Here is a 14,453-nt window from a genome sequence, read left to right as displayed (position 1 = left end):
GCCCCATGCCCCATGCCCCATGCCCTATACCCCATGCCCTATACCCGTATGCACAGTCTTCACCCATTTCAACCGCTTTGGTCTTACCGACATCCGGGCTGTGGTACTGCTCATAACCACTAACCAGTGCAACATATATAAATTGCCACGCAGCGTCTGAAACAGTAACAAAAAATATGTATAAACCTGGAATTTTTGATCTTGACGTATCCGCTTCAGACCTGTATACATACCGACCATTGACATAGTGACTGACAAGCCAGTCACTGGACTGAGCATTGGGGGACGATGCCGAGCGATCGCCATTAGTAAATCTGGTACTGTTGCTGTAGGCAAGATATACATAATCAGCATAAACATCAGCAAATCCCAGGTTTTACGCCCTCCCATGCGGTTTTTGAGAATCAAAGCCCAGTAATCCAAATAGCGCTGATATCCGCCTTCTGCCCAACGGTTACGCTGATGCCAGAGTGCGATCGCATTGGTCACTCCTTCTTCTTGCACCGCTGGGTAGAACACACACTCAATATCCCATTTCTCTAAATGTAAGCGGATTGTCAAATCCAAATCATCGGTGATGGTTTCCTCATTCCATCCACCACAGCTATCTAAGGCTGAACGTCTGACAAATTGACCGTTACCCCGTAGTTCGCCGATTCCACCAAGGGCAGTCCGCTGTTGTTGAAACCAGGTATCAAGTGCCATTTCTGCCATTTGACCCTTAGTCCACAAATTTTCTTTGGCGTTGGCGATTGCTTTTCGCACTTGCACCGCCCCTACCTTTTCTCTTTGAAATAAAGGTATTACCTGTAGTAATAAGTCTGGTGTCACTTGGGCATCAGCATCAAATACTGCTATAATTTCACCCTTTGTTTGGGGCAGTACCTGATTTAACGCCCCCGACTTGCCGCCACTTGCTTCTGCTGAGCGCCTAAGTACCTTTAGTTGGTCGTATTTCTGCTCCAGTTCTGCTAATAACTGTGGCGTGCTGTCGGTGCTGTGATCGTCAATTATCCATACTTCGTATTGTCCATCTGGATATTCAAGACTACAAAGATTTTGGACTAATTTAGCAATTACCGCTTCTTCATTTTTTGCTGCCACTAATAAAGAGACACAAGGCAAATCTCCTTGCATTTCTTTAGGATAGTGGCAAGGTTTAGTAAACACCACCACTAAGGCATGAAGACCTAGGATAGTTGTCAATCCTAGGATAAATATAGAACCCCAAGAAGCTAAATGCAGTGCGATCGTGCCACTCCAGACGATGGTCAAAACTAGAGCGGCTTTACGTCTACGACCTTGAAACCGGGATGTTAAAGACACGGTATCTGTCTCTAACATGGACTCCTCGTCTGCTGATATGTCAGACAACAAGGAGTTGAGCGGATCAAGCTCTGTATAAGAATCTTTTTCGGGCCAGGAATTCGCTGGCATAGGTTACTTGATACAAAAACCAGTATTTGTCTACACCCATAAAGAAGCTGGAAATCGGACAACGTTAGATGTTGCAACCTTCACACATTTTTAACCTTCCGTGGGATTGGTGGTAATTGTTTACCTCCTAAAATCACGATAAAACTCGTAGAGTTATCCCTGAATAGAAACTCTAGTTTGGGCAAAGTTATGACAAGGTAGCAGCAGCTTGCCGTTGGCATATATAGCAATAACAATACCTATCGCTTTTCAGCGAAGATTTTTAGTGTCATTGCCCCTAGCTTCGATAAAAGTCAATGCAGCCTTATTGTAACCGAATTGTAACCGACATTTTCATATTTCTTAGTAGTAACTTCAGTAATTAATCATTGGTCATTGGAGACGGGAGAGCGGAAACAGGAGTTATTAACTATTCTTTATCCTCTGCTCCCCCTTCCTCTGCCCCCCTGTCTCTCTGCTTCCCCACTCCCCCTACTATGTGCAAATAAAGACACATTTTTTGGGAACACTATTGAGAGTTACTAACCCAAGTTGTTAAATAAATTGAGGAATATTCAACAATGTCTATAGAGCAAATCCAGCCAGCCACTCAACAACAAGCCAGTGTCTATTTACCTTACATTCAGGGTACTAGGCGTAATTTCTTACCCCATGCCATCAGTCTTTATCAAAAAGGTGTCTTGGAAGGGCATCGGAAAATAGAAGCCAGTGAGCACATTCCCTTTGTTGCTACTTGGAATGTTGCTACTTTACCGTCAGACTTAACGCGTTGCCGAGTTCAGTTTGATGGCAACGCTGATCTGAATTACGAACTGATGATGGCTAGTTTTGAGTTTATTAATTTTTTAATTGAACTTATGGACAACTATAAGCGTCATCGCGTGACTGATTTTTCACAAGGGTTTTACCGCAAGTTACTGCATATAGAAGAATAAGGGGAATAGAGGCTGGGATTAGGTACTGGGTACTGGGAAATCCTTACAATCCCCAATGCCCTATAATGAATGGCAGTTCCACCGCCAGAAAAAGCACTATTTGGTGTTGCATTTGTTGCGAGTTAGATAGTAACTCCTGTATTTGAAATTGTTAGCAACCCTACAGCAAAGTTTGACATAACTACTCCCTACCTACCTTTATTGAAAGTAGCTCATGAGAGCGGAAGGCTTTCGCCAGAACAAACTAGAATTAGTAAACACCGAACTGGGTTCTTCTGACTTTTGAAATTAGGAGTGCATGTGTGCCAAAATCCCCTAAATATTTGCTGATTGGATCAACTGAGACTTACAGCGGTAAATCTGCAACTGTTCTGGGTTTGTCTCATCAGCTACAGCAAAAAGGACTGGACATTGCCTACGGCAAACCGCTAGGTACTTGTTGGAATGCATCTAATGGAACTGTAATTGAGGAAGATGTCCAGTTCATTGCTTCTAGCCTGAATCTGCCGGAAAACTGCATTGCACCTACAATGCTGGCTCTGGATGAAGCAAATGTGCAAAAACGCTTACGTGGCCAAGACAAAACCGATTATCAGCAGTCCCTCATCCGGCAATATTTGCAAATGCGTCGAGGAGATTTGGTTTTGCTAGAGGGACCTGGTGATTTGTCAGAAGGCAATTTGTTTGATTTGTCTTTACTGCAAGTGGCTGAAGTACTGGATGCTGCTGTGCTCTTAGTAGCCCGTTACAAATCGCTGCTTTCAGTAGAGGCGTTATTATCTGCTAAACAGCGGGTGGGCGATCGCTTGCTCGGTGTTGTCATCAATGATATTCCTGCCAAACAACTGGAAACTGTTGACACTCTGTTGCGACCGTTTTTGGAACAGCGGGGTATTCCTGTGCTAGCAATGCTGCCGAACAGCGATTTGCTCCGTAGTGTCAGTGTTGGCGAACTGGTAAAGCAGTTAAATGCCGATGTTCTGTGTCGTAACGATCGCCTGGATTTGATGGTGGAAAGTCTGGCAATTGGAGCGATGAATGTAAACTCCGCTGTCAAATATTTTCGCAAACGCCGGAATATGGCAGTGGTGACAGGAGGCGATCGCGTGGAAATTCAGCAAGCTGCTTTGGAAACTTCTACCCAATGCCTGATTCTCACCGGGCAACTACCACCTCCCCCGTTCATTGTCAGTCGCGCTGAAGAACTAGAAATCCCTATTTTATCTGTTGATCTCGATACCCTAACCACTGTAGAAATCGTTGACCGCACTTTTGGTCAAGTGCGTGTCCACGAGCCGATTAAAGTTCAGTGCATTCGCCAGTTAATGAATGAGCATTTTGACATTGACCGCCTGTTATCTAAACTAGGCTTAACTCCCGCAGCAGCCTTACCTTAGTCTGATAACTAAACAATTAAGAGCATCCATGCTCAGTTATCAGTTCAAAGGCTTTATTGGTGGTGAGAAGTTGGCACGCTGTCACCTCCCAGGCGACGGTGTGCTGTCTCCCTTCGCCCCATAGCTGGAACGTGCTGAGTTGGAGCAGTAGTTTGCAACAACCTTCACCGTATTATCACCCAAGTTCAGAAACCTTAATTGTCATCGCCGATATTCGTCGCCACAATCGCCAATAATCTGATATAAATCGCGTGATTGGCGAGATACTGCATTGATGCGATCGCGATCGTCATCATCTAGACTAAAACTAAATACTTTGGCGTTATCTTCGATATGTTCAGATACACCGAGTCTTGCACCAACTATCACACCTCCGACACTTGGCTGATCTAAGATGTAACGCACTCCCACATTAGAGATGCTAACTTGATGCTTATCAGCAATTTCTTTGAGAATAGCAAGCAATTCTTGAAATAATTGCCAACCGCCCCAAGCATCGACCATATTCTTGTATTTTCGCAAGCTAACGGTAGCCAATTCCGAACCTCGCGGTTCGGGTTTTCCCAAATACTTTTCTGATAACAAGCCGCCGCAAACTGTGCCGTAAGTAAAAAGTTTTATATCCTGCTGTTGACAAAATTGAGTCATGTTTACTTCCGGACGGCGATCCACTAGAGAGAATTGCACTTGGTTAGAAACAATTTTTACACCAGCTTCCGTAATAATTTTTAGGTGTTCAGTATCAAAGTTAGTCAAAGCTAAATGCTTAATTTTTCCCTCAGTTTGAAGTTCCACCATATACTTGAGCGCATCCAGATAATTTTTATCCTGATATTCCCACCAGTGGAATTGCATCAAGTCCAAGGATTCTACATCCATTCTTCTTAAGGAGATATTAATATTTTCCTCGACCAATTTTTTCGTCATTTTTCCAGGACGAGGAACCCATTTTGTAAAGGCTTGTAAGTTAGATAAAACCTCTTTTCCACGTGTAGCAATTAGTTGACGACGGAATTCACCAATCAAGTCTTCGGCGGGGCCGTAATGGTCTGCTAAATCCCAAGTGCTAAAGCCTGCATCTAGATATTTAAACATAGCTTGAATAGCGGCTTTTGGGTCAATACGTCCGTGTCCACCAGATACTTGCCACATTCCATTTAAAATCCGGCAAACGTTTAAATCGGGTGTAAATTGAAGACGGCTGGTTATTGGTAAGTTCATATTTTAATTATTAATTGTTTAATGCCAGTTTTTTTCAGCTTGTTCGAGAACGTAAGCCGCAACATCTTGAATTTCTTGTTCAGAGAGACGATCTTTATAGGCTGACATATTATTTTTACCATTAGTTACAATGGATTTAACTGCCTCTATTGAATCCATACCATATTTTTTAAGCGCTTGTTTTTTGAGATTCTTACCTCGTCTGATAATGTTACCGCCATTAATATGACAACCAGCACAATGAGCACTGAAAATTTGTGTGCCGTTAGCTGTATTAGCTGCACTAGCAGACAAAACAAAAGTACTTGTCAATAACAAAAATGTGACTAATAACAATGTGAGTAATTTTTTCACTTAGCTTATCCTAATTCTGTATTAGCAGTTTACATAAATTAAGTTTCAGAACCAATACTACAAAGATTCAAAGTCAGTTGTAAATCCATCAAATTTGACACAATCTTCCTGAAAAGCTTCCGCGTCGCTAACATCCTCAATTTTATATGCCATAATCCGCGTACCATCAGGCATTTTTTTGGAACTAATCAATTCGCCTTGGTACTTATCTGCCGTTGTCTTAAAGTCAATAGCATAACGCTTCCAAGCATCGCCGGAACAAGTAATGTTTACTCGCCACATATTTTACTCTCAATTAATAGTAGTAAATATTAATCATCTCACAAAGGGGCAACATACAGTAGTGTTTAAAAATTAAATTGCTCACAAGTGTAGGGACATAATATGTTGCCCCTACAATGACTTGTATTCAATGGATTAAAAAACTGCTGTAGGATATTGGCTGTAACAGACAAGCATAAATAAGACTGAGCTAAATTGCAGAAATTTTCTATCTAAAGGAAGTGCCTGGTTAAAAGAGCCTACGCCATAATATGTATATAGCATCATGTCTAGAAAATTTTATCCCAATTAGTTAAATCCAAAGAGTTGAAGATGGCTAACAATATCAAACAACAAATTCAAGCAGATCTGCAACAAGCCAAAGAAACCGGACAGTTAAGAACTGAGAGAATTCGAGAAATTGTTAAAGCCGCAGTTTCTCAGGTAGCCTCTGAGTTTAAAGAAGGTTCAACTGAACTTCGTGGACTTGTTAAAGATGCTGTATCTGTTGTAATTGAAAATTTTCAAGAAAAAGGTACCGAACTGAAAGAAGAAGTGACAGCTTCCATTGAAGGTGCGTTGGAAGGGGTTAATACTAAAAGACACGAAGCTATTGTTAAGACTCAAACAGATCTCAAGAGGCTACAAGCTCAGTTAGATGGTGAAGAAGAACAACTCCAGCAAGAGGTTGATATAATTTTGGCAGAGATTGAGGAGACAGGGAAAGAAAGAACTGATGGTACAAAAACTGCAATAGACTCTGCTGTCAATTCCATCAAAAACAGTGAAGAAGTCGGATTGTTAAAGAAACGCTATGCTCAACTGCAAGCGCAACTAGCCATTGTCCAAGCTAATTTAGCCGCACGTTATGGCGGACGCTCCGCAGAAGTAAAAGGTTATCTAGACGAGGCTAAAAACTGGTATGATCAAGCTCGTCCACAAGCAGAAAATATGGCTGCCCAAGTAGAACAAAAGCGATCGCAGGTAGAAGATAAACTTGGTGAAGCTGGTACATCTATCGCGAAAAAAGAGCGCCAGATCAAACAAACTTTGAGAGAGTTACTGCTTATAGCAGCTGACTTGTTCAAAGAAAAAGAACCTGCTGCTAAAGAGCATGATATTGTTCGTAAGTAGACTGCATCTAAAAGAAGTAACCCGACATGGTATTTGTCAAGACGAATGCACACAAGGTTCACAAAGCTAACTTATCACATAGCATAAAAAGTAGGGTGGGTAATCCCCACCCTATTTTATTTGAGAATAGATTTTGAACTAAATTTAAGAGCTTACACTGTAACCATAAAAATTATAGATGGGTAATGGTTTTAGCAAAAGCAACCATTACCCAAATAAACATTGATTATTAGTAAGTCCCTGGCTGTCTATCAAGTTGCTCTTCATGTTTGGCAATTACCCAAACTGCATGAATACTACCAGGAAGCCAACCCAAAAGGGTGAGTACAACGTTAATAATTAACGTTGGGCCTACTCCAACTGTGAGAAAAACGCCTAAAGGAGGCACTACCAAACCTAGAAGAAAACGAACTAATTTCATGATTTTGTTACGACTTTGTGATTTTGTTTAATTACATTCTCTAGAAGATTCCGAATTAGAGAATCCATCTAATGAATTATCTTGACTCGGAGATTTTATTTGGAGTAGAGACATTTCTGGATATAGACATATTTGATGTTTCTACTCCCATTGATATTTATCTGGAGGGTAATTCACCTTGGGTTTTTACATCACTACCGCTGGTTAACAGATTTTTCTCAACAAAGTAGTTGTTAATAAATGTGTTAGCAAAAGTTAGAATTACTGGCCCGAGAAGAAAACCAATAATTCCATTAACTGAGAACCCAGGAACTAACACCGCTGCTAACCAAAAACATAAACCGTTGATGACGAGCGAAAATGCTCCAAACGATAGAAAGTTTAGTGGTAGAGACAACGCAGAAAGAACCGGCTTTACGGAACCGTTAATCAAACCAACCACTAAAGCAGCAATCATCGCTGCTGGAAAGTTAGCAATGTTAACGCCCGGAACAACTAAATCAACAATCAACAGGCTCAAGGCTGTAGCTAGGGCGGTTAAAAATGGTGTCAACATCCTTTTTACCTAATAACTAAAGAGATTTACTTTGTAAGGTGCTTATCTCATCTTCAGCTATGTGCTAGGTTTTAACCTCTCTTGGAAGATAGAATTTGCTTCTACCATTTGGCCGATTATTGAAAAAATGCAGTCTTTGAAACTCATATTTTGCACTAGTGTCATTGCTGCGATTTTTGTAAGGAGGTCATTACCTACTTTTGGTAGTAATCACCAGCTTACGCTTGTTGAGAATGGCATAAGAGTGCATCACATTTGTTGAACGCACCAAGCAAATTTTAAGATTAATTTCATAAAATAGTGCGTAAATTACTCAGCTTTTCCGGCTTCAGGTTTATAGTAAAGAGCTGATTTATACAACACTTGTTCTTGATGAGTTTCTAAAGTGCAATCAGACAAGGGGTAGGTGACACAACTAACAACATAACCAGCCTGTATTTCATTTGAGCGCAGAAATTTTTGCTCACTTTGATCAACTTCACCACTAATCAGTTTAGTAACACAAGCAGAACATTCACCTTGCTTACACCCAGATGGTAGACGGATACCAGCTTCTTCCGCTATGTCAAGAATATATTGGTCATCTGGTACTTGAATGGTGTGATCCAATTCAAGTGCAGGATTGATGAGTCGGACTTGATAAACTGCCATCAACTGTTTTTAAGTAAGTCATTATCATTAGCCTAAAGATATTTTACGGCTTGTAGTCAGCGCTGTCTTCGCTAAAGCAATAAGCTGTTACGCAAATAAACTTGTATATTTAGCGCTGAGGTTGTCAAGAGTCAAAAGTCCACATTCAAAGACTAGCTTGGACTTTTGACTCTTGACCTTGGACAGCCGAAGCGCGAGAATATTTGATCTAGACGCGCATCAGCTTAACTACAAACTTTATAAGAACGGCAGGGTGAAAACCCTTGAGGAACAGGCGCACCGCGCCGTATTCCGTACTTCAGGCAAGGGATGAAAGCCGCCTGAGAAGGCTTTAGCCTTCCGTGAGGTTATGTTTTTGTGGTTCCGGTAAAGTATCTATTAAGTCTTCAATAATTTGAGTTATTGTTTTATCTTTTTCCACTGCTAATAAGCGTAGTTTATTAATTCTACGTTCTGTTATACGTATATGTAAATCTTTCTTTACCATAACTTACACACGATGTGAACACATTTAGGTTAGCATATAGAAAGTTAAATAAAATAAGGAGGTGATTAAGTAGTGTTGGTACTAGAGTACAAAGTTAAAGGTAAGCGACAGCAATATCAAGCGATTGATGAAGCTATTAAGACTACTCAATTTATTAGAAATAAAGCTATCAGATATTGGATGGATGCTCCTATAGAAGTAAAAGTGAATCAAATTGCTTTGAATAATTACTCTACAGCACTACGTAAAGAGTTCATGTTTGTAGAACAGTTAAATTCAATGGCTTGTCAATCTGCTACCGAAAGAGCTTGGTCAGCTATTAATAGGTTCTATTCAAACTGTAAATCCCAGAAGTCAGGCAAAAAAGGCTTTCCCAGATTTCAAAAAGATTGTCGTTCGGCTGAATATAAGACATCAGGATGGAAGTTACATCCAACTAAAAGACGCATTACTTTTACTGACAAAAAAGGTATTGGTGAATTAAAGCTTTTAGGGAAATGGGACTTGCAAACATACAATGTTAAAGATATTAAGCGGATACGTTTAATTCGTCGTGCTGATGGCTATTACGCTCAGTTTTGTATTGGTGTTGATCTTAAAGACATTCAACCTAAAACAGATGCCGAGATCGGCTTAGATGTTGGGATTGAAAGTTTCTATTCTGACAGCAACGGATATCACCAACCCAATCCAAAGTTTTTGAGGAAAGCTGAATCAAAAATCAAGCATTCTCAAAGACGCATTTACAAAAAAGTGAAAGGTTCTAGCGGTAGAAGAAAAGCTAGAAAACTTTACGCCAAAAAACACTTAAAAGTAAGTAGGCAACGTATAGAACATGCTAAGAGAGTAGCGCGTTGCGTAGTCAAATCTAACGATTTAGTAGCCTACGAAGATTTAAGAGTTTCTAATATGGTTAAAAACCATTGCTTGGCAAAATCAATTAGTGACGCTAGTTGGTACTTGTTTAGGCAGTGGATAGAATATTTTGCAGCTAAATTTGACAAATTAGCCGTACCTGTACCACCTCAATACACCAGCCAAAAGTGTAGTAGTTGCGGTGTAATTGTCAAAAAATCCCTATCAACTCGCAGTCACATTTGTAGTTGTGGTTGTGAGTTGCATAGAGATACTAATGCAGCAATAAATATTCTAAATCTTGCAAGAGCGAAAAGTTTAGGGTGTGGCTCTGCCGCGCCCAAAGCTTTTCAAGAAGCTAGGGAAGGGCATTCCCTAAGTAACGCTAATGGACTAGTAACCTCTACGCTACTTGGCGAAAGCCTGGTAGAGCAAGTAACTAGGTTGAAGTTAGAATCCCCGTGTCTTTAGACCGGGGAGTGTCAAAAAGTTATTGTTTAACTGCTTTCATCGACAAACTAATCCGCTTGAGTTTCTCGTTAACTTCTAATACCTGTACTTTGACAACTTGTCCAACTTTGACAACTTTTTTGGGATCATCTACGAATCTGTCTGCTAGTTGGGAGATATGCACCAAACCATCTTGATGCACACCGATATCAACAAACGCGCCGAAGTTGGCGACATTGGTGATGATTCCCTCTAATTCCATTCCCACCTGCAAATCGTTAATTTCTTTAATTCCTTCTTTGAAGGTGGCATACTTAAACTCTGCACGAGGATCTCTACCTGGTTTTTCTAGCTCGCTGAGAATGTCCCGCAGTGTAGGTTCTCCAACGGTATCGGTAACGTATTTCTTCAGGTTAGTTTTTTGAAGTTTTTCGGCAATTTGTGTGACTTGATTTAATGGCACACTCAAATCTGATGCGATCGCCTCTACTACAGAATAACTCTCTGGATGCACTGCTGTATTATCCAACGGATTATCACCACCGCGAATCCGCAAAAAACCCGCCGCTTGTTCAAAGGCTTTTGGCCCCAACTTCGTAACTTTCAAGAGTTGTCGGCGATTTTTAAAGGCTCCATGCTGGTTACGATAGGCAACAATATTATTAGCAACCGTTGCTGTAATCCCAGAGACGGAAGTCAAAAGTTCCTTAGAAGCAGTGTTCAAATCCACCCCAACGTAGTTGACACAACTTTCTACAGTTTCATCCAACTTCTTCTTCAACAACTTCTGATCAACATCGTGCTGGTATTGTCCCACGCCAATCGATTTGGGATCGATTTTCACAAGTTCCGCCAAGGGATCTTGCAATCTGCGACCGATACTAATAGCGCCGCGCACGGTAACATCTAAATCGGGGAACTCTTCTAATGCTACTTTGCTAGCAGAATATATAGATGCGCCAGATTCATTCACCATCACTTTAATTGGTTTACGTTCTGTAGTTTGCAGCAATTGGGAAACAAATTCCTCTGTCTCGCGGGATGCTGTACCATTACCAATGGCAATTAATTCAATCTTGTATTTCTCAATCAAATTTTTGATGGTTTGTGCAGCTTTCAATCTTTGTTCAGCCGCTTGGTGAGGAAACACTGCTTGATATTCCAAAAATTTCCCCGTTTGATCGAGTACTGCAACTTTACACCCAGTTCTAAAGCCAGGATCTATCGCTAGGGTTGGTTTCATCCCTGCTGGTGCAGATAGCAGCAATTCTCGCAGATTTGCTTCAAATGTCTTGATTGATTCAATATCTGCATAGGTTTTCTTCTCAGAAATTACTTCCCCCGTCAAGGAAGCTTTCATCAGTCGGTTGAACGCATCTTTGAGCATCGCCTGATAAAAATCTCCAATTGTACAGTCTTTAGTTTTGATCTGTTTCGATTCCAGATACGAAAGTACTACATCCTCATCGAAGGTAATTTCAAAGTTTAATACTTTCTCCGTTTCACCCCGACATAACGCCAGCATATTGTGAGGGGCAATATTTTTTACCTGAATTTGATAGTTACGGTACATCTCGAACTTGGTTGTACCTTCGGGATAATCATCTTTGAAGCGGGAGACGAATACCCCTTCATCTAAGAGATATTCGCGGATATATGCGCGTAATTCAGCTTTTTCTGCCACTTCTTCCGCTAGGATGTCAGCAGCGCCTTTGAGCGCTTCATCTGCTGTTTTGACTCCCTGCTCCGAAATATACTTGGCTGCTTCCTCGTTCAATGAAGCCAATACAGGATTTTTTACATTCAGTGATTTAATGAATTCCGCCAGGGGTTCGAGTCCTTTTTCTCTGGCGATGGTGGCGCGGGTGCGCCGCTTTGGTCGATAGGGTAAGTATAAATCCTCAAGTTCAGTTTTTTGTAAACAGGATATGATTTTTGCTTTGAGTTCATCTGTGAGTTTACCTTGTTCGGCGATCGCGTTTAAGATTACCGATTTCCGTTCTTCTAGTTCTGTTAAATAAGTATATCTATCAGCCAAGTCACGCAATTGCACTTCATTCATCTCATTGGTGCGCTCTTTGCGGTAACGTGCAATAAACGGAATTGTTGCACCCTCCGCAAAAAGTTCCAGCGCGTTTTGCACCTGATGGGGTTTGAGATTTAGTTCAGTTGCTAGGAATTGAGGAATGTTCAGCATCGGGTGTCTAATCTTAAGTTGAAAATGCTACTCCTAAAGGTAATATGCTAAATCGTTCTTTTGGCGCAAGCCTAAAGTTTTAAGCTAATCTACCAGATGATTGCGTAATCTCAAATAATTATGCTGTTATATCAAATGGAGTATTGTAGCTAAAAGCTTCTTGGAGGTAAAATAAACCACGATTCTCCAAACAGTATAAATCTGTTTGATTTCTGCAAGCCGCACACTCGTGACTTCCAGTCATGAGTTAGGCGCTCCATATTTCTATATTTTTTCTTACTATGGTCATGCACATGGTAAGATAAGTTATGGAAGTAAAACACGGTAGAGGTTATGTTTATGCAATTGAGTATCATATTGTATGGTGTGTCAAGTATAGACATAAGGTGCTGAAAGATGAAATAGCTGATTTTTTGAAAGATGTTTTAGTTGAGACGGCAATTCTTTACAAGTTTAAGGTTGAGAGTCTTGAGGTAGTAGAAGATCATGTTCATGTTTTAGTCTCTGCAACACCTCAGCACACCATCCCCAACATAGTCAAAATGCTAAAAGGAATATCAGCCAGGAAACTGTTTTTAAAGTTTCCCCAACTTAAGAAAAAGCTATGGGGAGGTCATCTGTGGAATCCTAGTTATTTTGTTTCAACAGTTAGCGAAAATACAGAAGCACAAGTAAAAAAGTACATAGAGAACCAAAATGCAGAAAGCGAAAAGCCCCGTGGGGGGGTTCCCCCCGTTGAGGGGACTTTTCAAGAGAGCGTTTAAAGTTACACTCATCCCTAATCACAATCAAGAAGTCTTAATTAATAAGACAATTGGTTGTGCCAGATATGTGTACAACCGCTTTTTGGCTCTGAAGAAAGAGTTATATGCCAGTGTTGGGAAAACCTTAAACTACAACGCTTGTAGTCAACAGCTAACTATACTCAAGAAAGAAATTGAATGGTTGAAGGAAGTGGATAAGTTTGCCTTACAAAATTCACTCAAGAATTTAGAAACAGCATACAAAAACTTTTTTACTGACTTCAAGAAAATTAAAGGTAAAAAAGGTGTAGGGTGTCTTGAAAAGTCCCTTCAACGGGGGGAACCCGCCGAAGTTGCTCCTCTTGGGGAGACCCCATCGCTTTTAGCGTCTCCCCTTGGGAGAAGACCGCACTTCTCCCCGCACAGGGCTTTCCGCTTTCCTAAATTCAAAAAGAAACATGGGTGTAAGCAGTCTTACAAAACTAATCTGACTAACGGCAATATTCAAGTAATAGAAAATCGTTTAAAGCTTCCAAAGTGTGGATGGGTAAGGTTTCATAAATCTCAGGATATTAGTGGAACGATTATAAACGTTACCGTAACTCGCACTTCATCAGGCAAATATATTGCTAGTATTTTGTGTGAAACAGAGATAGAGAAACACCCTCAAGTCTCTCGAAATATTGGTTTAGACCTGGGGATCAAATCTTATCTTGTTACAAGTGATGGTGAAGTTGTAGATAATCCCAAATATTATCGAACTCAAAAAAGGAAATTACGTAAAGCGCACAAAGAACTATCCCGTAGTGCAAAAGGTAGTAGTAATAGAGTCAAAGCGAAAATCAAGCTGGCTCATACCTACGAACGGATTACGAATTTGAGAGATGACTTTCTGCATAAGCTGTCAACCCGATTAATCAAAGAAAACAGTATTATCTGTATCGAAGATTTACGAGTCGCCAACATGGTGAAGAACCACAAATTAGCGTTGAGTATTTCAGACGCTAGTTGGACTAAGTTCATTACAATGTTGGAATATAAAGCTTTGTGGCACGACAGACTTGTGCAGAAAGTTGGTACTTTTTATCCCTCATCTCAAACTTGTAATCATTGTGGTTTTATCAATCCACTAGTCAAGGATTTAAAGTTGCGTGAATGGTCTTGCCCTAGTTGTAGTAGTTACAACTTGAGAGACAATAATGCAGCCTTGAACATATTGGGTGAGGGATTGAGATTAATAGCCGCCGTGGGTATCCCGGAGGCTCTAAACGCCTGTGGAGAACTTGTAAGTCCTGGATTACTCCAGGCACAGATCGTTGAAGCAGGAATCACGCGACTTCTAGTCGTGTGAGGT

The 14,453-nt window shown here is 40.7% G+C and carries 15 protein-coding genes; 7 read left to right on the top strand and 8 right to left on the bottom strand.

The genetic code is table 11. The features are described from left to right. Positions 1-24: 24 nt before the first annotated feature. On the bottom strand, positions 25-1,437 hold the full coding sequence (locus tag IQ246_RS01540; protein WP_193999460.1) for a glycosyltransferase family 2 protein: 1,413 nt from the start codon (positions 1,435-1,437) through the stop codon (positions 25-27). Between the two features lie 560 nt (positions 1,438-1,997). Between IQ246_RS01540 and ebsA the strand changes: the two genes are divergently transcribed. The 3 genes from ebsA to IQ246_RS01525 all read left to right on the top strand — a co-directional run bounded on the left by ebsA (position 1,998) and on the right by IQ246_RS01525 (position 4,005). Continuing rightward, on the top strand, positions 1,998-2,372 hold the full coding sequence (ebsA, locus tag IQ246_RS01535; protein ID WP_193999458.1) for a type IV pilus biogenesis protein EbsA: 375 nt from the start codon (positions 1,998-2,000) through the stop codon (positions 2,370-2,372). 302 nt (positions 2,373-2,674) lie between these two features. Continuing rightward, a complete protein-coding gene (locus tag IQ246_RS01530) occupies positions 2,675-3,769 on the top strand; it encodes a phosphotransacetylase family protein (RefSeq protein ID WP_193999456.1) in 1,095 nt (364 codons plus the stop codon). 62 nt (positions 3,770-3,831) lie between these two features. After that, positions 3,832-4,005: a hypothetical protein gene (locus IQ246_RS01525; protein ID WP_193999454.1), complete on the top strand. Its 174-nt coding sequence runs from the start codon at positions 3,832-3,834 to the stop codon at positions 4,003-4,005. Here IQ246_RS01525 and IQ246_RS01520 read toward each other — a convergent pair. Genes IQ246_RS01520 through IQ246_RS01510 form a run of 3 tightly spaced genes read right to left on the bottom strand, consistent with a single transcriptional unit; the run spans position 3,971 to position 5,626 of the window. Then, a complete protein-coding gene (locus IQ246_RS01520; protein ID WP_193999452.1) occupies positions 3,971-4,990 on the bottom strand; it encodes an aldo/keto reductase in 1,020 nt (339 codons plus the stop codon). The genes IQ246_RS01525 and IQ246_RS01520 overlap by 35 nt on opposite strands. Positions 4,991-5,008: 18 nt before the next feature. Further along, positions 5,009-5,344, bottom strand: a complete 336-nt coding sequence (petJ, locus tag IQ246_RS01515; RefSeq protein ID WP_193999450.1) for a cytochrome c6 PetJ — start codon at positions 5,342-5,344, stop codon at positions 5,009-5,011. Positions 5,345-5,401: 57 nt separating this feature from the next. After that, positions 5,402-5,626, bottom strand: a complete 225-nt coding sequence (locus IQ246_RS01510) for a hypothetical protein (protein ID WP_193999448.1) — start codon at positions 5,624-5,626, stop codon at positions 5,402-5,404. Positions 5,627-5,938: 312 nt separating this feature from the next. Here IQ246_RS01510 and IQ246_RS01505 point away from each other — a divergent pair, with 312 nt between their 5' ends. After that, on the top strand, positions 5,939-6,739 hold the full coding sequence (locus IQ246_RS01505; RefSeq protein WP_193999447.1) for a histidine kinase: 801 nt from the start codon (positions 5,939-5,941) through the stop codon (positions 6,737-6,739). 229 nt (positions 6,740-6,968) lie between these two features. Here the strand turns inward: IQ246_RS01505 and IQ246_RS01500 are convergent, their stop codons facing one another. The 3 genes from IQ246_RS01500 to IQ246_RS01490 all read right to left on the bottom strand — a co-directional run bounded on the left by IQ246_RS01500 (position 6,969) and on the right by IQ246_RS01490 (position 8,367). Further along, the gene (locus IQ246_RS01500) at positions 6,969-7,160 is read right to left on the bottom strand and encodes a YqaE/Pmp3 family membrane protein (RefSeq protein WP_193999445.1); all 192 of its coding nucleotides are present in this window, start codon (positions 7,158-7,160) and stop codon (positions 6,969-6,971) included. A gap of 157 nt (positions 7,161-7,317) precedes the next feature. Then, positions 7,318-7,716 carry a phage holin family protein gene (locus tag IQ246_RS01495; protein ID WP_193999443.1) on the bottom strand — a complete coding sequence of 133 codons (399 nt, stop codon included), beginning with the start codon at positions 7,714-7,716 and terminating at the stop codon, positions 7,318-7,320. Between the two features lie 309 nt (positions 7,717-8,025). Further along, positions 8,026-8,367, bottom strand: a complete 342-nt coding sequence (locus IQ246_RS01490; RefSeq protein ID WP_193999441.1) for a 2Fe-2S iron-sulfur cluster-binding protein — start codon at positions 8,365-8,367, stop codon at positions 8,026-8,028. Between the two features lie 559 nt (positions 8,368-8,926). Here IQ246_RS01490 and IQ246_RS01485 point away from each other — a divergent pair. Beyond that, on the top strand, positions 8,927-10,180 hold the full coding sequence (locus IQ246_RS01485; RefSeq protein ID WP_193999439.1) for an RNA-guided endonuclease TnpB family protein: 1,254 nt from the start codon (positions 8,927-8,929) through the stop codon (positions 10,178-10,180). 19 nt (positions 10,181-10,199) lie between these two features. Here IQ246_RS01485 and IQ246_RS01480 read toward each other — a convergent pair whose 3' ends face one another. Then, positions 10,200-12,356 (bottom strand): Tex family protein, encoded by a 2,157-nt coding sequence (locus tag IQ246_RS01480; protein WP_193999437.1) that lies wholly within the window; start codon positions 12,354-12,356, stop codon positions 10,200-10,202. A gap of 308 nt (positions 12,357-12,664) precedes the next feature. On the opposite strand from IQ246_RS01480, the gene tnpA reads away from it, so the two are divergent. Continuing rightward, a complete protein-coding gene (gene tnpA, locus IQ246_RS01475; RefSeq protein ID WP_193999435.1) occupies positions 12,665-13,120 on the top strand; it encodes an IS200/IS605 family transposase in 456 nt (151 codons plus the stop codon). Next, on the top strand, positions 13,053-14,450 hold the full coding sequence (gene tnpB, locus IQ246_RS01465) for an IS200/IS605 family element RNA-guided endonuclease TnpB (RefSeq protein ID WP_208491959.1): 1,398 nt from the start codon (positions 13,053-13,055) through the stop codon (positions 14,448-14,450). Before tnpA ends, tnpB begins: the two co-directional genes overlap by 68 nt. Positions 14,451-14,453: the final 3 nt, after the last annotated feature.

The organism is aff. Roholtiella sp. LEGE 12411 (assembly GCF_015206995.1).
Lineage (GTDB): Bacteria > Cyanobacteriota > Cyanobacteriia > Cyanobacteriales > Nostocaceae > Komarekiella.
This window is presented reverse-complemented; position numbering and strand designations above follow the sequence as displayed.

Coding starts and splice junctions, on each gene's coding strand:
- IQ246_RS01540 (WP_193999460.1), bottom strand. CDS start 1,437: ATGCCAGCGAATTCCTGGCCCGAAAAAGATTCTTATACAGAGCTTGAT.
- ebsA (WP_193999458.1), top strand. CDS start 1,998: ATGTCTATAGAGCAAATCCAGCCAGCCACTCAACAACAAGCCAGTGTC.
- IQ246_RS01520 (WP_193999452.1), bottom strand. CDS start 4,990: ATGAACTTACCAATAACCAGCCGTCTTCAATTTACACCCGATTTAAAC.
- IQ246_RS01510 (WP_193999448.1), bottom strand. CDS start 5,626: ATGTGGCGAGTAAACATTACTTGTTCCGGCGATGCTTGGAAGCGTTAT.
- IQ246_RS01505 (WP_193999447.1), top strand. CDS start 5,939: ATGGCTAACAATATCAAACAACAAATTCAAGCAGATCTGCAACAAGCC.
- IQ246_RS01500 (WP_193999445.1), bottom strand. CDS start 7,160: ATGAAATTAGTTCGTTTTCTTCTAGGTTTGGTAGTGCCTCCTTTAGGC.
- IQ246_RS01495 (WP_193999443.1), bottom strand. CDS start 7,716: ATGTTGACACCATTTTTAACCGCCCTAGCTACAGCCTTGAGCCTGTTG.
- IQ246_RS01490 (WP_193999441.1), bottom strand. CDS start 8,367: ATGGCAGTTTATCAAGTCCGACTCATCAATCCTGCACTTGAATTGGAT.
- IQ246_RS01480 (WP_193999437.1), bottom strand. CDS start 12,356: ATGCTGAACATTCCTCAATTCCTAGCAACTGAACTAAATCTCAAACCC.
- tnpA (WP_193999435.1), top strand. CDS start 12,665: ATGGAAGTAAAACACGGTAGAGGTTATGTTTATGCAATTGAGTATCAT.
- tnpB (WP_208491959.1), top strand. CDS start 13,053: ATGCAGAAAGCGAAAAGCCCCGTGGGGGGGTTCCCCCCGTTGAGGGGA.